This window comes from Paenibacillus algorifonticola (assembly GCF_050481745.1).
Classification (GTDB): domain Bacteria; phylum Bacillota; class Bacilli; order Paenibacillales; family Paenibacillaceae; genus Pristimantibacillus; species Pristimantibacillus algorifonticola_A.
The window spans coordinates 193,887-219,912 of the sequence record NZ_JBCNGR010000017.1 but is presented as its reverse complement, the minus strand read 5'-3'; the positions used below and the strand labels follow the sequence as shown (position 1 = coordinate 219,912).

The 26,026-nt window shown below is 43.6% G+C and carries 21 protein-coding genes; 4 read left to right on the top strand and 17 right to left on the bottom strand.

Annotation, left to right across the window (positions count from 1 at the left end; translation table 11 throughout):
* Positions 1-6: 6 nt before the first annotated feature.
* The 13 genes from ABEW34_RS17185 to ABEW34_RS17125 all read right to left on the bottom strand — a co-directional run bounded on the left by ABEW34_RS17185 (position 7) and on the right by ABEW34_RS17125 (position 17,083).
* Complete coding sequence (locus ABEW34_RS17185; protein WP_430160384.1) at positions 7-2,664, bottom strand: PKD domain-containing protein; 2,658 nt, start codon at positions 2,662-2,664, stop codon at positions 7-9.
* A gap of 15 nt (positions 2,665-2,679) precedes the next feature.
* Positions 2,680-3,066: a Low copy number virion structural protein gene (locus ABEW34_RS17180; RefSeq protein ID WP_430160383.1), complete on the bottom strand. Its 387-nt coding sequence runs from the start codon at positions 3,064-3,066 to the stop codon at positions 2,680-2,682.
* Positions 3,067-3,069: 3 nt separating this feature from the next.
* A complete protein-coding gene (locus tag ABEW34_RS17175) occupies positions 3,070-3,483 on the bottom strand; it encodes a hypothetical protein (RefSeq protein ID WP_430160382.1) in 414 nt (137 codons plus the stop codon).
* Positions 3,484-3,566: 83 nt separating this feature from the next.
* Complete coding sequence (locus ABEW34_RS17170) at positions 3,567-7,031, bottom strand: peptidoglycan DD-metalloendopeptidase family protein (RefSeq protein ID WP_430160381.1); 3,465 nt, start codon at positions 7,029-7,031, stop codon at positions 3,567-3,569.
* A gap of 15 nt (positions 7,032-7,046) precedes the next feature.
* On the bottom strand, positions 7,047-8,090 hold the full coding sequence (locus ABEW34_RS17165; RefSeq protein WP_430160380.1) for a hypothetical protein: 1,044 nt from the start codon (positions 8,088-8,090) through the stop codon (positions 7,047-7,049).
* A gap of 2 nt (positions 8,091-8,092) precedes the next feature.
* Positions 8,093-8,713: an S-layer homology domain-containing protein gene (locus ABEW34_RS17160; RefSeq protein ID WP_430160379.1), complete on the bottom strand. Its 621-nt coding sequence runs from the start codon at positions 8,711-8,713 to the stop codon at positions 8,093-8,095.
* A 78-nt stretch (positions 8,714-8,791) separates the two neighbouring features.
* On the bottom strand, positions 8,792-13,963 hold the full coding sequence (locus ABEW34_RS17155; RefSeq protein WP_430160378.1) for a hypothetical protein: 5,172 nt from the start codon (positions 13,961-13,963) through the stop codon (positions 8,792-8,794).
* Between the two features lie 71 nt (positions 13,964-14,034).
* Positions 14,035-14,322 (bottom strand): hypothetical protein, encoded by a 288-nt coding sequence (locus ABEW34_RS17150; RefSeq protein ID WP_430160377.1) that lies wholly within the window; start codon positions 14,320-14,322, stop codon positions 14,035-14,037.
* 41 nt (positions 14,323-14,363) lie between these two features.
* Positions 14,364-14,849, bottom strand: a complete 486-nt coding sequence (locus ABEW34_RS17145; protein ID WP_430160376.1) for a DNA polymerase III subunit gamma/tau — start codon at positions 14,847-14,849, stop codon at positions 14,364-14,366.
* Positions 14,850-15,014: 165 nt separating this feature from the next.
* Complete coding sequence (locus ABEW34_RS17140; RefSeq protein WP_430160375.1) at positions 15,015-16,070, bottom strand: hypothetical protein; 1,056 nt, start codon at positions 16,068-16,070, stop codon at positions 15,015-15,017.
* A 160-nt stretch (positions 16,071-16,230) separates the two neighbouring features.
* Complete coding sequence (locus ABEW34_RS17135) at positions 16,231-16,524, bottom strand: hypothetical protein (RefSeq protein WP_430160374.1); 294 nt, start codon at positions 16,522-16,524, stop codon at positions 16,231-16,233.
* Between the two features lie 26 nt (positions 16,525-16,550).
* On the bottom strand, positions 16,551-16,793 hold the full coding sequence (locus tag ABEW34_RS17130) for a hypothetical protein (RefSeq protein ID WP_430160373.1): 243 nt from the start codon (positions 16,791-16,793) through the stop codon (positions 16,551-16,553).
* Positions 16,790-17,083, bottom strand: coding sequence for a hypothetical protein (locus ABEW34_RS17125; RefSeq protein WP_430160372.1), 294 nt, complete (start codon positions 17,081-17,083; stop codon positions 16,790-16,792). The genes ABEW34_RS17130 and ABEW34_RS17125 overlap by 4 nt, the downstream gene beginning before the upstream one ends.
* A 1,236-nt stretch (positions 17,084-18,319) precedes the next feature.
* Between ABEW34_RS17125 and ABEW34_RS17120 the strand changes: the two genes are divergently transcribed.
* The 4 genes from ABEW34_RS17120 to ABEW34_RS17105 all read left to right on the top strand — a co-directional run bounded on the left by ABEW34_RS17120 (position 18,320) and on the right by ABEW34_RS17105 (position 20,777).
* On the top strand, positions 18,320-18,853 hold the full coding sequence (locus ABEW34_RS17120; RefSeq protein ID WP_430160371.1) for a sigma-70 family RNA polymerase sigma factor: 534 nt from the start codon (positions 18,320-18,322) through the stop codon (positions 18,851-18,853).
* 202 nt (positions 18,854-19,055) lie between these two features.
* Positions 19,056-20,165 (top strand): hypothetical protein, encoded by a 1,110-nt coding sequence (locus ABEW34_RS17115; protein WP_430160370.1) that lies wholly within the window; start codon positions 19,056-19,058, stop codon positions 20,163-20,165.
* A 9-nt stretch (positions 20,166-20,174) separates the two neighbouring features.
* Positions 20,175-20,393 (top strand): hypothetical protein, encoded by a 219-nt coding sequence (locus tag ABEW34_RS17110; protein WP_430160369.1) that lies wholly within the window; start codon positions 20,175-20,177, stop codon positions 20,391-20,393.
* A 9-nt stretch (positions 20,394-20,402) separates the two neighbouring features.
* Complete coding sequence (locus tag ABEW34_RS17105; protein WP_430160368.1) at positions 20,403-20,777, top strand: hypothetical protein; 375 nt, start codon at positions 20,403-20,405, stop codon at positions 20,775-20,777.
* Positions 20,778-20,895: 118 nt separating this feature from the next.
* On the opposite strand, the gene ABEW34_RS17100 is transcribed toward ABEW34_RS17105, so the two are convergent.
* The 4 genes from ABEW34_RS17100 to ABEW34_RS17085 all read right to left on the bottom strand — a co-directional run bounded on the left by ABEW34_RS17100 (position 20,896) and on the right by ABEW34_RS17085 (position 26,018).
* Positions 20,896-21,774, bottom strand: a complete 879-nt coding sequence (locus tag ABEW34_RS17100; RefSeq protein WP_430160367.1) for a ComF family protein — start codon at positions 21,772-21,774, stop codon at positions 20,896-20,898.
* Between the two features lie 47 nt (positions 21,775-21,821).
* Positions 21,822-23,915 (bottom strand): DEAD/DEAH box helicase, encoded by a 2,094-nt coding sequence (locus ABEW34_RS17095; RefSeq protein WP_430160366.1) that lies wholly within the window; start codon positions 23,913-23,915, stop codon positions 21,822-21,824.
* A gap of 188 nt (positions 23,916-24,103) precedes the next feature.
* Entirely contained in the window at positions 24,104-24,721 is a 618-nt protein-coding gene (locus tag ABEW34_RS17090) for a hypothetical protein (RefSeq protein WP_430160365.1), read from the bottom strand.
* Positions 24,722-25,289: 568 nt separating this feature from the next.
* A complete protein-coding gene (locus ABEW34_RS17085; protein ID WP_056036894.1) occupies positions 25,290-26,018 on the bottom strand; it encodes a response regulator in 729 nt (242 codons plus the stop codon).
* Positions 26,019-26,026: the final 8 nt, after the last annotated feature.

Sequence of the window (26,026 nt, the reverse complement as noted above, 5' to 3'; positions counted from 1 at the left end):
TCCCTTCTAAACAGGGCAGTGAACGGTATAACTCCAAGAGGTGCCCTCTGATTGTGATTTCATGACTACCTTGATCTGCGTAATTCCAGCCACAGGGCTGTACGCAAAATGCAATGAGCCGCTGCCGGAAACATAATTATTAGAAGAAGCTACTAGCTGATCCCGGTAATAAACATCGATCCGATCAGGCACGACCTCCATTGAATAATCAATTCTCACATTACCTGCTCTTGCTCCCATTTCATGAAACTTCTCTGTCAAAACCCCTCCACCACTATCATTCATATGACCACACTGCATGGTGCCTGAAGGAGGCGGTGGCGGTGGTGGTGGCGGAACCGGCTTCGCTTTGACCAGAACCGTTGCCGTGACAGCAGCATGCTGCTCCCGTTCATTCCAAATCTTAAAGGTTACAGTATACTGTCCGGCATGATGGAAGGTGTATTCAGCATCATTAACGGTATAATCCCCTTTATGCACATCACTGGAAACCGTCCATTGATAGTACGCAATTGGTGAATGCCTGCTATATAACGAGGAAATTTTAATCGAATCTCCTTCGTCAATGACGGATATTCCCGGATTAATGGTGGCAGTAAAAGCAGGCGGCGGTGGTGGTGGCGGTGGAATCTCGGGCAACGTATAGCCGCCTTTTAAAATACCAAGCCCTGCCGGTCTAAATCCGGTAGCTGATCTTTTCGTTAGTGGTGAAATTCCTTCGACCAAATAATAAGCGTATACCTCGTATTTGTTTTCCACATCACAATGATTTTTGACAGCCTTCAGCTCGTCACCATTCATTATAGATAAGGGAGAGACAAGAATAACGTTGCGCAGCGTACCATATGTGCCATCCTCAGGATGGATTAATAACGCCCTTGATGAATGAGCTTTATCACTATACCTCGATGGATTAAACTGATATTTATAAACATCATTCTCATAGTTATTCCAAGCACGAGGATGCTTCTTCCCATCCTGATCCTCGCGAGACGGCGGCATCACATTCGATGGAATATTCCATGAAAGATAATGAGCCTGATATCTTGCGCCATATTTTGTTCGTTTGACCATAACCGAATCAATACCGTTGCTCGGATAGCTAGTGTAGTCCTTCATAATGGGCTGGAGAATTTCTTGCTTAAGCTGCACATCGTCATAATCGAGCTCAGCCGACCTTTTTAATGAAGCTTCCAGAGCAGCCCCTTCCTTGTGATAAGCCGTCCCAGCAAATAAAGCAGCAGGAGCCATGTCGTCAGAAGATTCCGTTTGAATCGTAAATTCCAGCCACATCCGAGCTGCAACAGGGAAATAGGCACTTACACCCGCATCGCTATACGCTTCAATCGTAACGGCGCTTTTCCCATCAATATTCGTAATATCAAATTCGCCCATGTACTCGGCATCTTCACGATTATTGGTCGGCTCTACGGTAGCTGTGGTCGTAAAGTGACCGATTGTTTGCCCCGCTATCGTAAGGCGTACAAACTCATCCTGTCTTCCTCCATCCGCATCTCCCATAAGCCATACCTTCACTTTAGAGCGGTAATTCACCATTGGTTTGTTTGAAATAATGGTAGAGCTTCGTGTTGTTGCACCTGAAAAATCAAACTTGATTTCCCTATTTACAACCTCGTCCACTGAGTCGCCCATATCGAAATCACCCATATACAAAGGAATAGCAGGCACTGCGTTGCTATCCCATATCGGAGCTGTATCCGCATGAATAATAAACATGAGTGATTTGCCATCTATAAAACCCTTCAAGAAAACCTTGCTGTCTTCCCACCAATTTGTGTATTTTACATCGGCAAAAGCAAATTTCTCCGTATGCTCCAGCTGAGGTATACGCGTTCGAGCGACAGTAATCGGCGATTGGTAAAGCTGTGGAAATTTGTGTGTAATTTTAAACTGTAAAGCTTTGGTCTGGCTGTTAAGGCCCCACATTGAGGTCTGAATTTCGGCATCCAATGCAAGGCGCTTTAATTCCGCCGGATTGTCCCATCCCACAAGCATTTTTCCCGTGCCTATAAATTTATCAAGCTGGTAAAAATAGAGGGTATGCGTCTCATACAAACGATCCTCCTCCGCTTTTTGAATAGCCCATGAAAATATATCTGTACTCTGCGGTGTAAGCTCCGTTCCAAAATCGGCCAACGGCTCGTAAATAGCGAAAGGAACGCGGCACTCCGTATTACCAATCTGCTCCGTTACCTTCGCAAGCATCGCCATACCGAAAATATTGCCGGATGCATTCATCAGGATGTGGTGTTTGGCTACATAAAAATCAAACGTATCGTCAGCTTGGACAGAACTATAGTAAATGGTGCATTGACCTGAAACCCCCGGCTCAAACGTAATTCGTGTCGTTCCGTTTGCATTTTCAGTTTCGGTATAATAGGAGAAGGGCATAATCCTGCCGTCCAAATAAATGAAATAATCGTTATTTAAAAGTTCAGGCAAATCGACCACCGGGCTTGCCAAAGGCAAATAGAGTCGCCTAATCGTAGGTTTGGTGAGCTTATTGGAATAAGCGACCTTCGTAAATTCTCTAATCTTCGTCCAGCCATTATTTTCACAAATGCCTACAAGTCCTTCCAGCAGATGCTCTTCATTGAGCATCGTATCCAGCCAAGGTGTCGGCTGGTAGGCTGTATCGGCCATAGGTTCACCTTCTTTCTATTTGAGAGTCTGATAATTCACCCACACATACTTGGGCTTTCCGCCCTCATTAAAAAATTCAAAATGCAGCTGAGTCCCGCTTGGACATGGAATAATGGCCGTTAAATACATGCCTTCCGGAATGTCCTTTGTATAAATATTTCTACAAACCAGCTTCTCTCCAACATATAGATTCCAATAATCCTTAGCCTCATAACTAGACACGCCGACAGCTACCGAGAGCAACTCGCAATCGTCCGTAAGCAACAATCTGCTTTCCACTTTCCCTGCTGACTGCGCCTCCACCATAACTCCCTCAATATAAGGATTGGTTTTAGTCGGCATAAAGGGAGGATCTAGCCGCCCCCCAACGATATAACTAGCAAAATTAGCACCGCTGGACATCTATTACACCGCCTTTATATAATCAAGCTTCAGATTCTTGAATATACCGTTCTCTCTAGTAATAGTGCCTCTAACTGTACTAAAAGTTGCGATATTCGTTTCCGATTCTAATTCCTCGTTTAAAACAGCAGCCGTTGCAATTTCAATTTGGAAAGCTACCACAATTAGCTGCTCATTTCGCTCCAGCGTCAAAATCTCAACCGTCCCATTATCATAGGTGTAAACAACTGAAGTCACTAAAGCGGGATAACCAGCCATCTCCCTAAGCACATCTACACTTAAAACATGGGGTTCTTCGGCAGCATGGTCAACGATACTTAGGTCGTCTCCACCCTTGTATAAACCAGTTTTCTTTATTTCTCTACGAATCAGGTCGAGAATCGGAAATATCTCATTCGCATTAATAAAATTATTCAAAATAACACCTCACTCTCGCTTGCATTATAAGAAAAAAAGGAAACAATTAACGTCTGTGACGTAACTGTTCCCTTTACCTTGTGTTAAGAACCGACATTTGAGAGCGTCTGCCAGGTCAGTTCTAAATTATTAATAATACCTTGGTTGTTGCCTACCAGACGATTGCCTTTGACCAAATAATAATTGGCGGTAAATGTTTTTGCATCATATACATATACAGCATCCAAAATCTCGATTAACGGATTCCCTTTCACTACTACATTTTTCGTACGGGCCTGACGCTTGAGATCAAAAAATATTTTATTCGCTACCTCTTCTTTTAATCCCCGCATCGTAGCCCCGTCTACTTCTTCAATCCACTCGAGCTGTGAGCCCGCCGTACGGATATTCCCTTTAGTAGCTACAAGCAGCGACTTATCAAAGAAATGCTCCACCATCCCTGTAGAGCCAGATATCATTAAATGGTTGCGAACACGGGAATAATCGGTTGAAGAAGTGACACCTAGCAAATTATCTCCATCAATAAACTCCCACTTCATTCCTGAAACGACCATCCAATCGGGAGAATCGAGAAAATCCATTCGTTCCATCTTGAAAGTGCCGTAACGATCACAGTACACACGATAAGGAATATCTTGAATAAGTGATTGGAGAGCATCTGTTGCCCTTGTCCCGATGGGGAAAGATACGGAAGCGACAAAAGGATTTTGCCAGCCGCCAACTGTCATAATGGATTCCTGAGAGACAGTCTCCAGCTCCCCTGTTTCCTGATTGAACTTCATGAATGTGTGTTTGCCTTTATTCACATCAATATACACGGTGTCCTCAATCTCATAATCCGCGTGACGCAAATCTTCAGGATGTGTTTTCCAGTCAGTCATGCCCGAGGCTACGACGATATCCTCCACAATGCTTGATTTAATCCATGAAAAAGCGCCACTTTCCGCAGCAAAAGCCTCCTCCGGAGGATACTGCATGGGCTTATAGAATACGAATTCCTCCAGCATATCAAACCGGTCTACGCAGCTGAATGAAATCGTCTTATTTTCCGAATTCTCTTGAATTTCCCCTTTAATCATGCCCGTAAATACACGCACAACCTCATCTCCATAGCCGGCGTAGATACGGATTGGTGTTCCTTCACTAATGACATGTCTAATTTCGCCCTCTTCATAATAAGTCATAGGAGACTCATTTAATCGGTAGGAATCAGGAAACTCCGGCTTCCTCTCCCACGTCGGCGAATAAATGCCGGAAGCATTATTGAGCGTCACCTTGGCTGTTCGTGAAGACATATCCATATGCGAATTAACTTCCCATTGCATAACATCTGCATCCACAGTGAACATTTCTTCAAACACAAATTCGCCTACTTCGTACCACTTTTCCTTATAGGCATCGGCAATATGAGTGGCAAATTGTTCGATAGCATAGTCATTAGTTGAATAATTCACCTGATCCAGGTACATCGTGCCAGCACCTACAGCGAACAAAATTCGATTCGCCGTGTAGCTCATCGCTGTGCCTCGAACACCTGTGTTTTTCCATACATCGTCTATTTTCACATATACGTCGACATCCGTTTCATCATGGCATACAACGGTATATTCGACAAAATCGCTTTTATTATCTACAGTGTAGCTTCCGCCTCCTTGCGCTGACACGCTGCTGTCATTTATGCGGATAAGAAACGCTTTCGTGCCATTGCCCATATATAAACGTCCCGTTGTTCCCGGCTCGACTTTAACACTAAAATGAATTGTAAACGGAAATTTCTTCACTTTGCCCAATCGTTCAATGCCCGCTTCTCCACCCGCCGTGGTAATCGCTTGATAATCGCCTTTATCTGCTTGTTTGACCGTTCCATAAGGCGTCCAGTTGTTGGCGCTGTTCATGCCATCTTCGAAATCCCACATTTGCTTGCGCTCAATGGTTTCCACGTCGAATTCCTTAGCCCTGATCCAGAGCAGTCCGAACTTACCCACCGACGCTTTCGATGAATTAGCAAAAGAAATTTCAACTTTATGATGGCCTTTTGGAATCGGAATGGATGCTGGATAGGCAATACCGTTTTTCGCGCTGATTCCTTTTATTTGAGTGATTAAATAATCATCAACCTTTACAATAACAATATCCTCCAGCTCCAAATCGGCCATATATGCCCAAGCCACATTCCCTGCTTTTACCCAATCATGCTCAAAAACAATCGTTTTGACCGAGCCGGCCCGGCTTGTCCCTTTAAAACCAAGCACATTGAACTGCGTACCGTCATCCTGTACCATAAACTGTTCTGCACCAGTTAATTCCGTGTATTTTTTCACGTCGAGCTCTGTCCGTTTGGCTGTAAAATCTTTATAATACGTTTGCTTTGACGTTGTTTTATTGACCTGATAGGTGACCATTTCCTTGCTTAATTCTTGATTAACGGTTCTCGGCTTGCCATCCCCATAGCCTTTGACCCGGACGACAACCTGTTTGCGACCAAAATTTAACGCTTGCTGCTCGGTCTCCATTAATATGTCTATACGATTGCCTTTAATGGCTCCACCTGTATCATCTGCTAAATATTCGCCCCAGCTAACGCCGTCTACAACGAGTTCCACCATACTTTTTAGAGGAATAACGGAAGGATCGACGGCGATAATTTTCCAATCCTTCCATACCCGCACATCCGTGCCGCTCTTCGTAATTCCGGAGCATTTGTAGCATTTTGCAATGTAAGCCGTCGCTTCCATATGATATTCCTGAATGGTCGCTCCTGCCTCCTGCAGTAGAGGAATATCCGTTGCTGAGAAGTCTCCTATCGGGATAGATTCTGCTTTTGAGGGAACCTGGATGGTTTGCGTACCACGTAAGAAAGGCTCTGGGTTCAAATCATTATTGTTAAGCCTGACTTCAAAATGTAGATGCGTACCGTCTCCACCATTTGACCTGGAGGTTCCTGTATTTCCTCCTAGTCCAATCAGCTCGCCTGCCCCTACTCTTTGCCCTACACTTGCGACAAGCTTGTTTAAATGAGCATATCTTGTTTGCCAGCCATTACCATGATCAACGTATACTACTTTCCCATAACCTCCATTTATACTTGATTTAGTTACCTTCCCCCCCCAAACTGCATAAACATTGTCATTCATCGCTAAGTCAAAATCGACACCTTGATGATCGCGTCTTTTAGGATTGGCTGTTCTATGCCTTGAAGTAATAACCATCCCTTGAATCGTGTTATTATCCGTTGTACGGCCTCTCATTGTAGAGCTTTGCAAAATGGGCATCGACATATTCGTATTTCTTAGCTCGGTTGGAATATCGATTGGCTGACCATCTACGTAACTGGTTAATTGCTTGGCAGAATCAATAGATATAAGCTCGGATACAGCACTCTCGACGACATATTGCACAGCATCATATTTCCTGCGCATCCCTGGCACATAGGTCATTTTATCAAGCTCGACAATGACTCTCGGTTCGTTGCCAAGTGCATTAACTTTCTCCATTATATCGCGCATCAATTGATCCGTAGGATATTGCATATTAGATACTTTAGTCAAATCTATCACCTGCCTTTATCTATATTTCTCTGTTATCCATTCAATGAAACGATTCAAGTAGGTCACCGCCTCGGCCCTAGTTATGCATGCTTCCGGTTCAAACTTATCATCCGCGTACAAGGGGAACACAAAGCAGCCATCATGAAACCGCTCATTCAGCAGCGTCAAAACATCATTTTTGTACCAGTTCGCTTCAATGTCCGCCCGATCCACAATGACGCGGTCAAGGGAAGTATTGTATGAAAAAGTCCGATCTGTGTAGCGATTATGAAGATTCTCATAAAGGCGGCCCATAAGCGCGAAGAAATCTCCTCTACGAATCCGTACACCAGGAAAAAAACGGTCATTCAAGGCTATACAGCTTGAATCTACCATAACCGTCTCAACGGTCCGCCGATTAACCCCGTTTATTTTGGCATTATAGCCAACAACAGCCGGGAAACCGTTATACATATAAGGCAAATAAACTTTGCCCTTGTGAATAACAAATACATCCCGTTTAAAATTAACGGCATTTCTTATTTTTAGATCCGCATCCTCGCCAGCTTGTATCGTAATGATTTTGCGCTTCAGCTTAATGCCCATCACCGTACAGGTTTCAGGTTTATAGTTCATGCTGAAAAAATAGGTCGACTTATGCTTCAGCTCCGCAGAAGGCAATCTAAAATCTGAGCAGCCTGTATAAGGGGTATCCAGGCAACCAATCCGTTTCATCTCTGGTCTGCCATAAGCAACACATAACACTTCTATTCCTGCTGTCATTGGATTGGTCAGTGTAACCTTGCCTGTTTCCACCTTCTCAGGCATAATTTCGACACCACCTACCAGCACAAATAAAGGATTATCCACATGGTATTTATAATCAGGCACGAGAAACTCCTGTTGTCCATCAATGGTCACGAACCGTTTGACCATTCTTTCATAGCCATCCACAAACTTGTTATAGGTCATCCCTGCCAACACATCAACTTCCCCTGTAGCATCTGTCTTCAGCCGGGTGGCCACTAGCGTATCCCTGTAAAACCAGTCAAGCGGATCTACATCTATCCATCGTTTCATCCCTAGTACCCCCTCAGCAATTTATCTACGTGGCTGTAAGTCCGCATGAGCAAGGAAACCGCCTCTGCTCTAGTTGCAGGGTCATTAGGCCGGAAATAAGCAACGGCTTCGCCATCGCTTTCCCAATTCGTGGAGATCAGTCCCATCTGCTGCATTTCATCAATATAATCTTTTGCCCAGTGGCGGTCTGTATCAATAAACTCAGTCTGGTAACGATATTCGAACTCCTGCTTGCGGATGAGAGAAAGCGCTGCGGTTACAATGTACTTGCTTTCCATCTCCGCTGTTTTAACATCCGGTTCCCCAGTTATTATGCCTAAATAAATCGTACCTTTTTCATCGTAATACTTATGCTGTGTACCTACATATTGAATCCAATCCGCATATTCTTTTTTGGAATAAAATAAGAGGGTCAGCGTTGCACTATAGTGGGAGGTTCCGTTTTGAACAAGCCCGGATGAAGATGCGAGCGTCTGGTTCACCTGTGTTTTTAGAACAGGCGTTGGCGGCTTATACTCCGTAATAAGCTTGGCTTTAACCTCTGTAAAACGAATGCCATTATCATAAAATAGCTTCTTCTTATATATGGAATCCTCTGACAAGAGGGAATTCTGTTGTGTCATTTCTCTGCCTCCTTAAAATAAATCTCCCCACCTCATTATAAGGCGGGGAGCGCTTGTTCTAACGGTAGCTACCGTGATTTATAGCAATCGGTAGTTGCCAGGATTCATAGCCATCTGATTGCGCAAATTACCAACGCGTCCTACAGACAAACCTTGGCCTAATGATTGCCCAATTGCCTGCAGCTGGCTTGCAGTCGTACCGTTTGTTACATTTGGAAGTGTAATATTAACCGTGACATCTCCCGTTCCGATTGTCGTGGAATTATGCGTATTGCCTCTTGTGAGATATTCATATCGTGACATAGCTTGAACACCATTTGGCATATTAAACGTTCCTGCCGAGGATTTCATTTCATCCAATATTCCAAGCTGTGCTTGCAACGATTGTTTTTGCAAATCGCGAATTTCGGTATTGATTTCAACTGTTTCTCCTACACCAGCGCCCGGCAATCTACCTTTAAGATCAGCAATGACGCTTGTAATTTCCGAAATTTCACTTTTGGCATTAGCAATGCGTTTATTTCGCAGAATTGCAGAATCATCCGCTGGATTTCCCAGTTTGACCTTAAGCGCAAGCAGGTCATTTTCTCTCTGTGAGTTGCTGTCATTAATGTTTTCTCTGCCAATACCTATTGACGCGAGCGCATATTCTTTGAGTTTAGCCTGCTCACTGCTAATGGAGTTTTGCATTTGTGAAATGCTAGTAGTAAGCTCTTCTGCTTGATCTCCTGTTGCTTTAATGGCTTTTAAGTTACTTAACTCTTTTCTTAGAGACGTCAATTTATTTGAAGTTATTTGCTTCATTTTATCCAAATAACTTTTTGACTCTGTATCCATATTGTAAGCTGCTGCAAGTTCTTCAGCCTGAGCGGAAAGTCCAATTCGCTGAACTTTTAAATTAACCTCCCCCACCCTTTTTTGAAAAAACTCCTTGTCATAATTGATGTCCTCCATCATAATAATTGGCTGAAATTTTGTTATAAAGGCCATACGAGTTGCTTCTAGATCATTTCTATTATTCCATGCTTCTCGATATTCGAATGTATTTTCATCCGTATTATCCAATTTCTCCTGCGCTTTAGTAATATTAGAATTGAGGATATTTAATTCTTCATTGTATATAGTTTGCAATCTAGTTACCTGGGCTCTTCGCATATGAAGATATTCATCGACTGTTTGATCTCCTTCAAATAAATACTTAATTGTTTCCTCTGAGTTTTTTTCTCTCCTGTCCTGTAAACGCTCTTCTATTCTACTCTCAACACTCTCTTTAGTAATTGTAGCTACATTAGCAGTACCCTCTCTTAGTTTGGTTTCTTGATTTTCCTTGGCTTTTTGTAGAAGTCTTTCTTCTTCTTTTTGAGTCAAGAGACTATTAGTGTAATCTGAATTAGCCGCTTCTTGTTTTAATTTGTCAGTCTCCTTTTTTCTTCCAGTATTTACAGACCATTCATATATCCCTTCCTCCAATGTTTTTCCTTGGCTTTCAATATATTCTATTAACTCATTAATAGAGGTAAATTGAGCCCCATTGCTCCAATAATAGTTGTATAGGCTCTCCACATTCGCATTAAACCCATTATCAGACATTGCACCGCTATGCGAGGGGGATGCACCCACAAATTTATCAATAGAATTTAAAAAGTCGCCTACAGCAAGTGATGCCATACTTGAGAAGGACTGTGAGGTAAAGAATCCATCTTGCATTGAATACAACGTATTAGTAAGTGCTCTTTCGTCGCTATCGCGAGTATCGGCTATAGCCTGTTGCTTCTGTCCCTTTGTTGCCGTTGCTTCCCAGGATATTGCTTTCAGACTCTCACCCAATACGATAGCTCCAACCATTTCTAAACCCATAGATGCAACACTGGCAGCCAAACCAGCAATTGATTTGCCCGCACCTTTAGCCAAACTAGGAATATCCTTTAGGAAACCTTTCATTCCATTACTCATTCGTTGAGACCTTGTCATTTCCGTATTCAAACCGCGAACGGCATGTGATAAGTTACCAAAAGCTGAGCTAGTTTGTCTCGCGGTTGTATCGACCTGACGCTGCTGCTGATCATATTCACCTAGAACTTGAGTCAAATCCCTATAATTGTTAATATTAGGCAATCCATTTCGACTTCTTTCGCTAAGATGGCTCTCAAACGATTTAAATTGTGATGGTGACATAGAAGTCATTCGGTTAGTAGCTCTATCAAAATCAGGTGACCAAATCCTCGTACTATTATAGCGATTCTGATCGCTGGTGCTAGAATTCAATTGATTTAGAAAGTTTGGACTAAATTGGCCGGCTAGCTCTGGGCTATTTTTTATACGATTATTATATTGTCTCTGACGCTCAAACTTTTCATCATCCGTTAGTTGAGTAGTGGCTTTCCATTTTTTCGCTTCATCCATCGCCGTAAAGAGTGTTGGGATATCTTTTACATCTACTTTCATTTCCGTAAGATAATTTTTGAAGTGCTGTTTTTGGCTAACTGTCATATCTCGAACACTTCGAATGTAAGCATCTAATTCTGGGCTTTTTTGCATTAACCCTATATTCCTACGACTCGTATTTTTTAAATCATCACTTATCAAACCACTGCCATGCAAATCCTTTAAAAAATTGGCCATGCTTCCTTGTCGTTTCTGAACGTTCATTTCCTCGCCTATTCCAGATTTGCTAGCCCCCCATTTTAATCCTTTAATCAGCAGCATTCCCAACAAAACACTGGAAAGTACATCACCAAACTTATGAAACAATTCTGCATTTTTAGAAACGTTATTGGCTAAATTCGTAATAACCGTTGATAATTTTTTTATACTCGGTGCCATTCCATCAATCACCGTACCAAAAGCTATAGAAATACTTTCCATGGCCCGATTTGCATTAACTAGAGGGTTATCCAACGACTGCTGGAGCATTTGATTGTAGGCCGCGCTTTTAGGGTCTCCTACGAACTCCTGCGTTGTATCATCCAATTGAAGCAAACGATTCATAACCTCATGCATCATCGCTGATTCAGAGGACGCATTCGCTTTCCCAAGTATTGAATCTAGCACTTCATTCTGTACGACATCCCCTTTTCCACGCAGAGCCGTTACCAACTCTTCAAAAATTTCTTCGCCTGTTTTATTTATTGTCTGACCCGTTTTTTCATCTTGGATACTCGGCTTAATTCCCAATTCCCCCAGCTTGAGCTGCGCCTTATCGGATTGTAATTCATTAAAAATAGTGGTATAAACATTATTCTTATTGTTACTCGCAAGCAAATTAGGGTTATAGCCTGTATTTAGCCCTTTCACCAAGTTTGGCTCCAGCGCAGCCCCTGTCATTAACAAAGCCAAAGCAGGGCTTATATCTGAATTATCTTTGTTTACTCTTGAACGCTTAGTAATATCTAGAAGCTGCTCGATCGGAATATTTGTTTGATTAGAGACCACCATAGCTGGCTCAGCAATTTGCTTCTGGACATCTGCAACTTCAAGGCCGAATTGCTGGCGAAGAGATTCTGCTCCCGTTAAAATATTTTTCTCAGAGCCGCCTGTCATACTTTGCAAGCTTAATGCAATTTCGCTCATCTTCTTGATTTCTGCGGGATCGGAGTAATAACCTGTAGCAACTCCGACGACTTGACTTACTCTTTCTCTACTAACACCAAACTTAACGGCAGCGGCATTAATAAAAGCATTTATCTCCGTCATTACATTATCTATCATCGTCTTATTCGCCATGCCAGTAGGATTGCCGTTATCATCCACCCGAAAATTATCTTTAAGCATAAAGCTCTGAATCAACTTCATTTGTTCGACTTGTAAAAATTTATAGGTTTCAATGGACTGGTTTAACATTTTTAACGGTTCTGTTAAATTTGCTATCGTTAAAAAATCATTAGCATTTCTAACAGAGCTGCTCGAAGCTGCTGATACTGCCACTACAGGAGCAGCTGTTGTCGTCGTTGCTGCAGGAGCAGCAGCAGGCTGACTAGTTGAAGGATTTGCATTCGCATTCCCTGCTGGGTTCATATTAAGCGGCTGATTTTTACCTGAAGATGTCTCTATCTCTCGAATAATAGAATTAACCTGATCATCGAACTGCTCGCGAATCTTTTGAACAAGGCTGATATTCAGCCTGTTCATTTGCGCGGTCAAATAACGCTTCAGCTGCAAAGATGGCTCTATCTTCGCTTCCTCTGTATATCCAATGATACTCTCAATGCCTTCTCCTACTATTTGCAGCAGCTTGCGGTCAAGCACTTGGGTTACTCGATCCAAATAGGTTCTGAGCGCAAACCTTGTGTTTCCTTCATGACCTGCTGCTTCATATTGATTAATTTGGCTAAAAGTCGCGCTAATCTCTCTGCTTAAAATAGATTGCAGCCGCTTACCTAGCTCGCCAGCAAATAGATCTTTCCCCTCTTTAAAAACCTCATTTATGCCAAGAATAATTTCATCGACATATTCCTCTAATCCCAGCTCGATCTCCTGTGGGATCTTTGACAGCTGTTCTTTTATTTCATCTGTATCCAGAGGTTGATCTTCTATTTCCGTTGAATTGAAAGCCCGCTTTAATCTCTCAGCAGCCTTCACGATAACCTTATTCATATCAGCAGCAGAAATGCTAATACGCGCGCTTGTTCCGGCTAACACAGGGCTGCTAATCATACCAAGAATCTGCTGTTTAATCTTCCCTACGACTACGCGCAAGGTTTCTTGACTAATCTCCATTTCCAATCCGTCTAATGCTGGTGCTGAAATCAAATTTTCTTTATTTTTATCAATTGTCGCTGCTAAAGAAGCAAGCTGCTGCTTCATCAATTTAGCCAGTTCTTTACTCACTTCATTAAAGTCATTACTATTGAATGACATCCGTTGCCCCATGGCGTAGCCTGGATCCATTTCAACTTGAATATTGCGCATAAGCTTCTGAAGCTCACTATTCAACTCTTTTTCCACTTTGCTAAACGCCTGACGAACTTTATCCTGGCTTAAGCTAACAGGAGTGTTACTACTCTGCTTTATGGCGGATACATGATTCGACACTAGGGCAGTCATTTCATTTTCCAATTGCTCGCGCAAGCTACTGCCGGATTGTTTATTGACCTGACTATTCAACGATTTAGCAGATGTCAGCAGCGACTCAATTCGTCTTTCCACCCGACCAAATCTTGAATCTAGCGATTCCAACTCCTGCCCAAACCGCATCATATGATTAATAGACTTGTTCAACTCTGAAACTACATTTAATTGGCTATTTTCCACTGGCTTTCACCACCTTTATAAAATAAAACTCCCGCCCCTCCATGAAGGAGCAGACAGGAGACTAATCGTGCTTATAGCAGCTGCGCAAGAAAATTCATATCTTCTGCGTCAGCAACTTTATAACCCTCTACATAAGTGCCATCTTTTTTGACTACTTCCCCCTGCTCGTCGCTATCAGAGGAGCCTCCCCCGCCGAACAGTCCGCCAAGGGACATCGTCGATACTTTGATGGTGAACTGTATGTGTTCATTGCATTGCTCAAGGTAGTAACCCAGCTGCGGTAGGGTCAGCTTCCACACATCGTATTTATCCAACTGGCAATAGTGTGCAAGCTTGAAGAAGATATTCGCCCAATCCACTGGCGGCTTATTGTCGTACTCTTCTTCCTCTACTTCAGTAGTTACATGGACTTTTTTAACCCATTCAGACCAATCATACAGTCGATAATCTTTTTCGCATTATCTAGATCAACGTATTCTTCCAAATGTTCCACAGTCATTGAACTGTAGTAAGGCTTAAAAGCCATTAGCAGAACATTCAAAAGCTCATCATAACGATCCTCGTCATCTTCGCCATCAGGAATCAGATTTGCAATGATCACACCTGATTCAATCGTATTCAGCTTCTTCATCAGCATGCGTGCATCTTTAAGTCCGAGTGGCGGGATCGAATAGGTTTTGCCATCACGCAGCCGAACCTTCTCGTCTTCCTCAAAAAAGACCTTCTCGCGAATATCTGCTTCCTCTTGCGTAATTGCCTTTTTCTCCGCTTCTTTTTTTGCTTCCGCTTCCGTTACCGCTTCAACCTCTTTTGCTTGCTCAGTGGCTTTCGCCAATGCTTCTGCCTCTTCATTTGCTCTTGGAATAACTGTTTCACGTTCACTCATTCAAAACGCCCCCCTTTAATTTCTCCCACGTTTGATAAAAGGTAGATGGCCTGCAAGGAGGGAGAGGTCCTTGCAGTCACCTCATCCATCATTCTAAGTAAATAAAATGCGAATTTAACAATCTGATTGTAAAAAAAAGACCCTCCGAGGAGAGCCTTCTAATTATTAGCAGTCAATACCTTGTACAGAGCCTACTTCGTAGCGTTTAATACTTCCCAGCTTGCCATCCGTACGTTCAGGATCGATAACGGTCAGTGTTACACTATGAGTGGAAGCTTGTTGACGCTGTGCATCAAGGGTAAAGTTGGATTTTACGCGGCATTGGAACAATTCGGTTTGGAAACCTTGAATCGAACCATCCTTTTGCTCAAATTGGCCATCATGTACAACATGAACCGTCAACGGCATGTCCTTCGTTGTAATATCCAAAATATCGACAACTTCATTGCGTTTGTAGTTGACATAAATATCAACATCCTTCAATGCCGAGTTAAACGACAACTTGCCGCCAGATACGTTATACTCGTATTCGCCAGGGGAGGCATTCGTTGTTTTCTTCAGCAGCTTATTACCTGCCAAAGTACGAACTGAAATTTGCGGATCCACATTCAGGGAGGAACCGAATACCAAATCAGCCTCAAAGCTGCTGCCATTTTGCTTCACGGTATGTTTTTCTTCCAGAACCCAGATGAAGCCATCTGCATCATGTGTCGTGCCTGGCAGTGCAGTTGCATATACAATGACAACCACTTTGCCAGCAAGCGCCATATCAAAATCAACATCCTTGCCCGATACCGTAACGTCAAGCGATAGATCACGGCCGTTTACAACGGTTTCGTAAGCTTTAGGAGCAGGGGAAGGAACTGCGACTTGGGACAGCTGCGCTGTATATGGAGCAGACGATGGAACCGTAATCGTTTCTGTAACCATGCTATAAGCTGAACCTGTCACACCCTCACGCAGCTTGGAACCAAGAACAAGACGGACAAGGTTTAGATCGAATTTAGCAGACTCAGCTGTAATATCAATCGTTTTCTTCCGAAGAAGGGTATCGAGCGCTACACTCGAATCTCCACCTTCAATATCCTGCATATCAAGCTGGATGTCCAGCTTCATATTATTAAGCGTACCGATTGTAACGAGATCATCGCAATTCGGAATCTTCGCCATAAACTTGCCGGCACCTTTAATCAACATCTTCTTGTTTTTTGTAATTCCCATTTAAAAAAACCTCCTTCTATTTTCTCCCTCAATAGATCATGCTATTGGGGTGTCACATCCTGTTTCGTGATGCTTCGTGAAACAATATAAGCTGTTGTATGCTTCTTTATAACCGTCATGCGTACAAATTAACTAAATATGATTATTTTTAAAATTAGCGTCACATCACTTCGATAATAGAAACAACAGGCTGGCTGTTGGACGTGAAAAATAACTTGTTTGCTCTAATTGCAAGCTGTTCTCTAAACAGTAAGCGCATTGAATCGGCTCCAACACTGACATCTTCCCTGTCACTTACATACACATCACCAAAACCCAAATTCTCGACAATAAGGCTGGCATTTGGATGATGGGCATTATAGATAAACAAACCTGAACCGACCAACTGCTGAGTACACTCAGCGACTACTTCGCCATCTAACTCATCCATATTAATAATGCCGTTCGTTGCCATCATACTACCTCCTTCATTGCAGGCTGCTAAAATACATCCATATTTTTCATGCAAACATCTACTTGTTTTCGGACACTATTCAGATTTAAAGTTAAAGAAATATCTGCATTATAAAGGTTCAAGTAGCTTTGACGCATGGCGGTAAGCTCATCTGAAAGGATACCTTTACCTTCATCCTGAAATACTCGATCTAAATCTACATCCATATCGCTTACACCCTGCTGCATTTCTTTCAACACATGATAGATGTCTCCAAAAGTCAACGTCATACGATTCTAGTCCTCCCAATATAGTCTTTTTTATCGTTATAGGCGGCATCTATGCAGCTTTGCAAACACTGTCGATGCGCCTGTATGAGACCATGTAAGTTGAGCTGCGAACTGACCGTTTGCCCCATAATAAAGGCTAACAAGCGTTCAAGCTGTTCCTTATTTCTACGAAGAACATCAATACTGGCAGGAGAAGCATGATGCATCGCCTGTTCAATACGCTTAACCGCACCAACAATTCGGTCGACATCACTCACAACCACTCCTAGCGAATAATTAAAATCAGCCATTGTTTCCCTCCTCTCTGCAAAAGCATTTATCCGCCCCTCCGCTTCATGCATGGCCGACATCCCGTTATCGTTCTAGGCATAACCTGTGTTCTCGTATGCTGACTCTCCATATCCCCCAATCTGACGAGATATCCCATAGCATTCATCATTTTGCCGGTTAACTCCCCGATACAGTGCAGACATAGTAGCGCATCTCCTTGCAATCCCTCAGCTACAAAGCTTTCCCTTGCCTTATCTGTCACGTAGCGAAATTCACATTTTATGCATTTGACGTACAGGTCCATAAGTACACCTCTTCATTCCCATTACACTCACCCTAAACCTAGCAGCTTTCTGCGCAGTTCTTCCTTCTTCTTGTCTTGAGCACAAGGTCTGCAATCGTATATTCCCATATATTGATTTAACAGCTCCTCATAAGGGATACACAGTACTTCCGACAAACAATGAATGCATTTCTCCGACGGAGTCTGATATACTCGTGCCAATACTCGGGCCTGCTGCGTAATAAATCGACCACACATGCATTTCACTACAATCCCCCCTTCTTTCAATATAGGGAAAACAGCTCCCTTCCGAACAAAATAGTAGTAAAACCACTCTATTGACCGAACAAACGTTCCTATGCTAAAATTAATATAAGAACACTTGTTTCCAATTAGAGTTATTTCAATTTCCTTAAAAGTTGGATAAAATCCATTTTTATTTAAATATATTTTTTCAGCATCATATACAATTTTCAAACAGGCCTTCCGATATATAAAATAGAAAATGCATGACCTTAGAATCAATATTGTGCTTTGAGTAGATACAAAGACTTACTTTTTCTCTTTTTTTTAAATAAAAAGGTATTTAAATTACCTAACAATTTAAGATTTGATATTAAAAGTACTCCAAAAAAAGCATTCCTATGTTTAAGAAAAGAAACAGAGAAAATTAAAGAAACTACTTATTCATATTTATAAGTTGCAAATCTACTTATTTGGAAAAATAAATAAAAAATAGACGCAACTATTATATAACATCCTCCGACAACTAATAGTAAGGAGAAAAAAGGAGGAAAACGCAAAAAACACAGCCCTCATTCTGCTGCGTACATCTTTATACCTATAAAAGGATTCAACCAAAATGAAAATATCAAAATTTCAAGGAAAGTAATGGTGCTGCACACACCAGAACTGCTATCCCTTGCTTTGCTGCGCTCGAATAAACAAATACGAATAGCTGGAGGATCTACTAATGAACATGACAAGCATACAAAACTTCGATATTAACGCTCTCACGCCTATTTTTAACCATATTCTAAAAAATGTGCGCTACGAAGACAGAGCTGATGTTAAAAGTGAGTCTATCGTGCGTATATTGAATGCAATCCATACAGGCAAAATAAACAAAAATCTGTTCACTTTTGCTCACACGGTTGTTCAAAGAACGGTATTTGACTACTATCGCAAAAATAATAGAATGATCGTCAAACATAGTACTTTAGTTAACTTCTGTGATGGTGCGCATGAAGAACATAGTACTTCGGTTGATAGCTTTTCATATAAAACAGAAGAAGTGGGTTATGACATATCAGATGTGAAAAATGATTATTTCAATAATAAGGTTCGCTTCACTCCACAAGAACGCAAAATTATTGAATATATGCTATTTACCGAAGAGGGTATGGACATGAAGCCGACTGAAATTTCTAATCTATTAGATTTGAACAAGTCCCATGCTTCCCGTGCGATGAACAAACTTAAGAAGATATGCCAGGAGTTTGCCTAACTTTTTCAGAAAGCTATTCTATGTCATTATAGCATAAATCACCATAATGATGGCTTAAAAAACTTTAATATTTACCCACAACACGCATAACTTTGTTAACTATATTCATTATGTTACCACAGGTCAAGGGCCGTTGCAACTTTCGGCTTTGGATGTTGGGCATTATCAAAAATATCATCACTATTACAGAGGGGGAATAACCATGTTCGCTCAATATATAGTCGGCGGAAGGCTGGACCCACCTTTTCATCCAACTAAACCTTCTTCAAACTTCATTGGTAGAACCATAAACATTCCGGCTAAACAAAATGGCGTCAGAGTTATTAAGGATACCTTCCATTTTTCCAACGACCTTGAATTCTATGCGATTTCTATTCGTGCATCAAATGCTGACCCGAAGGATTACTGGAATCTTACAATAGGCGGGAAAACTATAGCTAAACGTATTTATTGTAAAAGCTATGAAGAAGGCCTCTATCTTCAAGTAGCATTCCCCGTTGCAGCAAGCACTGCTTTCACTTTTGAGTATCATACAACACTAGGCAAGTCAAATACGTTGGATATTATGTTTCACCTTCTTACTGACGAGCATGTAAACCTGGTGCTAACTGGCACAACAGATTTAGGTAGCTATCCTGACCCCCATCCAGAAACACCAGAGCACCCTGAGCCTGTAGGAGGAGAGATACAGCTTCCCGTCACCTGGCAGCCTTTTACATCGGTCGCTGCTGCCGAGGAGTGGGCACGGAATCTTGGCATTGAAACCAACTTTGCCCGCAAGCTTGATGCGGCCAATTACGTAACAGAAGCTCTGGCCATGCTGTTAAATCAATGTGGAGAGTTTGCTTCCATGATCAAAAGATTTCCGCTTACCGTAAATATTAAAAGCGGCAGAGGTGCCAATGGCTATTTTAATTCTTCCACTGGCGAAGTTGTCATTAGTAATACCTATGACTTTACTAATGCAGCTACCATTACACAGGCAGAATATGAAGCAGGACAAAAGTCTTCGCCCTTTCGGCTAAGAACCATTATGCACGAAATGGGCCACTGGCTGCATTTTCAAAATGTAGGGGAAGCGGACTTTTACCGTATAGCTATGCTGGACCCCGATAATTACGGCGCTCAGACGATACTATCCAATAGAGAGGCCTCCTATATCGCGAATAATTTAAGCAACTATGCTACACAATGGTTTCCCATTGAATTAATAGCAGAAACGTTTTCAGCAAAAATGACCGGAGTTCCTGTAGATCCGAGAATATGGGAATGGTATGAACAATATGGCGGATATAAATGTTCCGGCTGGTAGGAGGCCCTTATGGATATAACCATTCCTTGCGTGTTTTGCAAACATTTTAACAGAGATGATCGTTCCACGACATCATGCGCTGCTTTCCCAAGCGGGATACCCAAAGATATTCAAGAGCTCAAAGCTATTCACACTCAGCCCCATCCGGCTGATAATGGCATCCAATACGAGCCGATAAGCGCTCATAAAGATTACTTCAACTTTTTCAAAGCAGAACTAAGGAAATAAGGTGATAAAATGGTAGGATTCATGAACAAATGTCCCCACTGCGGATACAAGTCTTCTTTCACACCGGAAGAAGCTGAATGTGATAAAGCATTGATGTTATGGTGCAACCATTGTGGCCATTTCATTAATCAGTCATTTACGATTCAGACGTTCGAAAAATGGTGGTCACGCTACGATGAAGGAGAAGAATTGTTTAAGCCTCCCATCAGCAAACAACTGCTAATCAAGCTGCAAGCTTTAGAAAATGAAATTCGGGCAGATCAGGATTGTTTTTTAGATCATGTGCAAATTCATTTGAAAGATTTCACTGATTATTTGTATTGTGAAGAAGAAACGGAAGAAGAGCGTATTTCACAGCCTCCTAAAGCTGAGTCTGAGAAATAATACGATATTAATAAGGTAAATTGTAAAGGAAAAGGGGCTTTACAGCGTGTATTGAAAAATAAAGGTACACGCTGTTTGTATTGGCTTGGACTGACTTAGAGTACGTTTCTAATAGGCTTCAGGAACGTGCCCAAGTTAGAGCGTATATTTCTAAAGGGCAGAATACCCCTTTTTGAATGGTCTCCGAGCAAGCTTGAATGGTACTTCCTGTCGTAAAAATATCATCTACAAGCAATAGCCTCATTGGTGCGTTTTGTGAGACAGACTTGGACGAGGATTGAACCAAACCTTCCAGCCCTTCCCGTTCAACTTCAAAAATATTTTGCATATCTCGCATTCTCTCCGAGCGCGTTTTAAAGCTTTGCTTGGCTGAATGCTTTTGGCGTGCCAATAAGTTTACTAGCGGGATCCCACAGCTTTGGGAAACCCATGCTGCCAGCCTTTCCGCCTGGTTAAAGCCGCGTTCCTCGGCCCTCTCGACGCTAACAGGCACGTAAGTAATGGCGTGCCAAATGTTAGACCATGGACTTCCCGCCCGGATACCAAGCCTTCCAGTCAGCTCACGAGTCATTTCGGTAAGAGGGTATAGCAGCATTTCTCCTAAATAAGGCTCCAGCGTTTCATTTCCGCGATATTTATACTTAGCTAAAAGCTCCCGCATCTGCTCGCTATATTGTACCGCGCTCCTGTTGAGAACAAAGGCAGCAGCATTACGCCTGATGCAGTCAGGGCACGCCACAGCCCTACCACATATTCGGCATTTTATACTTTTTATCCAAGGAATGTTCTCCAAACAATTTCCACATATCAGCTTTGCAAAGGATGCCGACAATATTCTTTGTTTCGCTAGATCTTTAGCAACCCCCCTTGGCTGCAGAGGCTTTGCGATTTTGCCGCATAATGGACAAAGCTCGGCAGATGGGCCGAGCAAACCCAATGTATTTCCCATAAAGTTAGCAAGTTTCTGCCCTAAACGGTATATTGTGATACTGTTCATCTCAACGCTCGCCTCCTTTACAAAACTTCCCCATCATACTCATTCCCCTAACTGAGATAGCCTTTAGCTCGTGCGATACGATTCATCTTTTTAATATGATGGACAGCCATCATTTGGGAACGGGTACGCTCTTTGGCGCAAAAAATAACATTGCCATACGGGTCTTCGCTGGATCTTCCCGCTCTCCCCGCCATCTGCACAAGCGAGGCCTCATCAAACAGCTGTCCGTCTGCATCCAAAATAAAAACATCGCTTCTTGGAATGGTTACCCCGCGCTCCAATATCTTAGTCGTCACCAGAATACGAATTTCTCCTGCTCGAAAACGCTGTACCTTGTCGGCGCGCTCCGCATCCTGCGATGAGGTACCCGCTATTTCGGGTTGCTTCAGCACTCTCTGCAGCAGCTTTGCCATACGTTCGACCTGCGAAATACGCTGTACAAAAACGAATAGCTGGGCTCCGCGTTTCAAGGAAAACAGCATCGCTTCTCGAAGGCGCCTCGTAAGCTGAAGCTTTTCCAGCATTTGTCCTACGCTAGGTGTTCGGAGCAGCCTCGGAACAGGGAGCGGGTGGCGATGAAATCGTACAGGTACTCTCGCATGAGCAAGCCTGCCCCGCCGTGCAAGCTGCTGCAGCTCGGTCGGAGGTGTTGCTGAAAGTAACACTCTTCTTCCTGTTGGGAAGCAGCTTTTCTCCGCAGCATAATGAAGCTGGGGATCATTGTGGTATGGGAAAGCATCCAGTTCGTCTAAAATTACTAAGTCAAATGCTTGGTTAAATCTAAGCAGCTGATGCGTCGTCGCAAGCGTAATATCTCCTTGCTCCCACCGCTGCTCGCTACCGCCATACAGCGTGACCACATTGTGTTCCGGAAATGCCCTCCTAATGCGCGGACTCAGCTCCAGCACAACATCCCTTCGCGGCGTAGCTATTAATGCTTTGCCCCCACGGAGTAAAACCGACTCCACAAGAGGAAAGGTCATTTCTGTTTTGCCAGCGCCGGTGACCGCCCATAGCAGGAAGCTGGTTTGATTGGCGTCCGGCATGGGGGTTAAAGCAGCGCGAGACGTTTCAGAAGCTGAGCGGCTTGGAGCTGGACGCTCTATAAAATATAGAGCGGACTCTGCCGCCGCCGCTTGAGCAGGGCTTAGCCCCCAGCGCGCGAGTCGCTGCTTTGGGGGCGAAAGCTTGGAAGCGGAGCTGCTGGCGAGGCCAGCTCCGCCTAATATAAGCAGCTCGCATTCGCGGCTGCGCCCCATTGTGAGGCATGCGGTGCAATACGCGCATGCCTCACTCCCGCAGGCTGCACAGGGTGCCTTGTGCAGCTGCTCTTCCCCGCTGCCGCAGCGCAGGCAGCGAAGTCCGCGCTGTGCGCGCTGTGGCCAGCCTGCTTCGCGGCTGGCCCTCATTGATACAGCGCTGCGCAGCTGTATCAAGCCCAGCAAGGACGCTAGCTGCAGCACAGCGTCCTTGTCCTCGGCAAGGACAGCTGCCGCAGGCGCTGTCCCTTCAAGCAGTGCGTGCGCTTCGCCGCGCAGCAGCGCACGGCCTTGCAGCGCCGCTGCCGCCTGCTGTGCGGCGGCGGCAAGCGCCTGCAATGGCGCGCGTTCCACTCGCGCCATTGCTTCCCACTCGCGGCTATCCGCAGCGAGCGCTTCGCGCATGTCCATGGCGGGCATCTGCTCCGCCAGCCCCTCCCGCCCAAGCATTAAACCAGCAGCTTGACTAATTATTTCTCCCAAGCGGCTTAACGCCAACTGTTCACTCGTACCTTCTAAGCTCTCCCCACTCCTCTCACCAACAGCCCCACTGCTTATGCCAGTCCCCTCCCTTCCCCTGTTACTAAGATGTATTCTGCCTTCACCCAGCCATGTTCTAAAAATATTAAACATAGAATATCCGGTACTGCTCCTTGCTGTTTTCATTCCTCCCCACACTTCTCTTTTGTCTCCATTCATTGCATTTGATCCCGCTCCATTAAAACGCTCAGCGACATCCAAAGCTATACCGAGAGGAAGCGACATTTTCCATAAAAGCAATCTCTCCGCATCGTACCAGAAGGAGGCGTCCACCTCAGGCTTCATGGTTACTCGGCATGACCAATGCGCGGATTTCAGCATAAGATAGATATAAATTTTCATTTAACTCATCTCCTTCCCAAATGAAGCACAAAAAAAGCACATCTCAACAACGCCTAAGCGTTATCGAAGATGTGCTTCATCTTGATTATTGTATAATGCAATGAATCATGAACGAGCTGCAAATATCATTCTTTATATTGTAACTATAATAGATAGCCAGCCTTTTATCAACGGCTTTCCCTTTCCCTTCAAAAAGGAATTTTGGATAAATCCTCTGGATTTTGCAAATCAATAACGACAGGGTATTCATTTTTCGTTATGACTCCGTCTGCCTGCATTCTCCACAATAAACTGGATGCTGTTCGTTTCGATTTGCTTTGCGGATTGTTCAGCTTACGCTTAGTCGCATAATCCGGCTTTAGCTTGGAATCTGTGTCCTGCTCCAATAGCCGGTTTTCCGTTTCAACGCCAGGTTCCATTCCCTCTAATCCATGCTCACTTAAATGCTGCATTCTACTCACACCTGCTCGCCCTTCCTCTGAAATAATCAAGGTCGATTCAACTTCATTATAGCGATCCACGTATAGGTTGATTCCTCCATCTGCTCGGTTCAACCGCTCTATAATTTCCCTTGTTTGCTCACTGAGTCCAGCATCTACGACAGTCAACTGAACATCTACGCCCATCCAGCGCGAGAACGAGAAGAAGGATCGGATCATCCGTTCCATATTAGAATGCTGGGGATTTGCAAGCAGCACATAATGTCTGGCAGAACGCCGTTTATGGCGTTTCCAGCGGTAAACTGCATGTACGAAGAAGCCCGCCAGCACATAGCAGCCCACGACTATCAAAAAAATGTTGATCATGGCACCGCACCTCCTGAAAATAATTCAATGCTTGTTTCCTTTTTCCTATGTGCGTCTCCAAAGGAATACTCGGCATAACGAGCCGATTTCCCTATAAAATAAGCCCATCATTTTTACACCTTTCTCGGCACCTGCCCATGGCTGTATTCCAATAATCCTTTGCTCCAAGCTTCTACTTCCTTGACAGCCATTTTTGCCACCCTCGGCTAACTTCTCAGGCCATCCAGGTGCCCCAGCAGATGCACTGCTGCCCTAACCTGTCTTGTTCTGCATTATATGCCTGCGGGCGCCTAGTGGTTCCACCATTAGCGGACAAGCGCATAGCTCTCGGGGAAAAAAATAATCCCCTGTGCAAAACCCTTCTCGCCATAAAAAAAGCTCCCGGCCATATGACTATGGTCCCGGGAGCTCTTCTTTTCTGCCTATTTATTTTTCCCTTGTATCATCATTCGCTTCTGATACTAGAATTATCTATTTAATAAGCTGCTGCCAGCCACCAAAGCTTGGTCCTTCGGACACCTTTAGCGGCACTATGCAGCACACTTTCGCTCACTTTAGGCTTGAACGGCTACAGCGTAACCCACCCAAACTTAATGGAGTTGATAACGGCTTGCGTACGATCATCAACCTCCATTTTTTGCAAAATGCTGCTGACGTGGTTTTTAACCGTTTTTTCGCTGATGAATAGAAATTCACCGATGAGCTTGTTGCTTTTACCCTCAGCCATCAGGCGTAATACTTCAGCCTCACGACGCGTTAATGGATTATCATCGCCAGCGACAAATTTCACGCCTGGCTCTTTGGCTGCTGCTGCGCCAGATACGACACCCATTTCATCCAAATACGTCATGCGACGCAGCTGGTTGATCAGCTTGCCTGTGACTTTAGGATGTATGTAAGCATGTCCGTTAACTACGGAGCGTATAGCGTTAATGAGGGCCTCTGCCTCCATATCCTTCAGCAGGTAGCCTGTCGCTCCTTTGCGAAGCGTCTCGAATACATAACTCTCATCATCATGAATCGACAAAATGATAACCTTCACATCTGGGAAAATCGTCTTAAGCCGCTCGGTCGTTACGACCCCATTTTCAATCGGCATATTGATGTCCATCAGGACGATTTCCGGAATGGTATGATTGCAAAATTCGAGCACCTGAATACCGTCACCGCATTCGCCAATGACCTCCAGGTCCTCCTCCATATTCAAAATACGTTTCAATCCTTCACGAAAAAGCTGATGATCGTCAGCAAGCAAAATTTTAATTTTACGTTTATGGTTAGGTGCGCTTTGGTTCATCCGTCATC

Coding starts and splice junctions, on each gene's coding strand:
- ABEW34_RS17105 (WP_430160368.1), top strand. CDS start 20,403: ATGGTAGGATTCATGAACAAATGTCCCCACTGCGGATACAAGTCTTCT.
- ABEW34_RS17095 (WP_430160366.1), bottom strand. CDS start 23,915: ATGAAAATTTATATCTATCTTATGCTGAAATCCGCGCATTGGTCATGC.
- ABEW34_RS17100 (WP_430160367.1), bottom strand. CDS start 21,774: ATGAACAGTATCACAATATACCGTTTAGGGCAGAAACTTGCTAACTTT.
- ABEW34_RS17135 (WP_430160374.1), bottom strand. CDS start 16,524: ATGGCAACGAACGGCATTATTAATATGGATGAGTTAGATGGCGAAGTA.
- ABEW34_RS17145 (WP_430160376.1), bottom strand. CDS start 14,849: ATGAGTGAACGTGAAACAGTTATTCCAAGAGCAAATGAAGAGGCAGAA.
- ABEW34_RS17160 (WP_430160379.1), bottom strand. CDS start 8,713: ATGACACAACAGAATTCCCTCTTGTCAGAGGATTCCATATATAAGAAG.
- ABEW34_RS17115 (WP_430160370.1), top strand. CDS start 19,056: ATGTTCGCTCAATATATAGTCGGCGGAAGGCTGGACCCACCTTTTCAT.
- ABEW34_RS17130 (WP_430160373.1), bottom strand. CDS start 16,793: ATGACGTTGACTTTTGGAGACATCTATCATGTGTTGAAAGAAATGCAG.
- ABEW34_RS17165 (WP_430160380.1), bottom strand. CDS start 8,090: ATGAAACGATGGATAGATGTAGATCCGCTTGACTGGTTTTACAGGGAT.
- ABEW34_RS17125 (WP_430160372.1), bottom strand. CDS start 17,083: ATGGCTGATTTTAATTATTCGCTAGGAGTGGTTGTGAGTGATGTCGAC.
- ABEW34_RS17090 (WP_430160365.1), bottom strand. CDS start 24,721: ATGATCAACATTTTTTTGATAGTCGTGGGCTGCTATGTGCTGGCGGGC.
- ABEW34_RS17180 (WP_430160383.1), bottom strand. CDS start 3,066: ATGTCCAGCGGTGCTAATTTTGCTAGTTATATCGTTGGGGGGCGGCTA.
- ABEW34_RS17120 (WP_430160371.1), top strand. CDS start 18,320: ATGAACATGACAAGCATACAAAACTTCGATATTAACGCTCTCACGCCT.
- ABEW34_RS17110 (WP_430160369.1), top strand. CDS start 20,175: ATGGATATAACCATTCCTTGCGTGTTTTGCAAACATTTTAACAGAGAT.
- ABEW34_RS17140 (WP_430160375.1), bottom strand. CDS start 16,070: ATGGGAATTACAAAAAACAAGAAGATGTTGATTAAAGGTGCCGGCAAG.
- ABEW34_RS17085 (WP_056036894.1), bottom strand. CDS start 26,018: ATGAACCAAAGCGCACCTAACCATAAACGTAAAATTAAAATTTTGCTT.
- ABEW34_RS17185 (WP_430160384.1), bottom strand. CDS start 2,664: ATGGCCGATACAGCCTACCAGCCGACACCTTGGCTGGATACGATGCTC.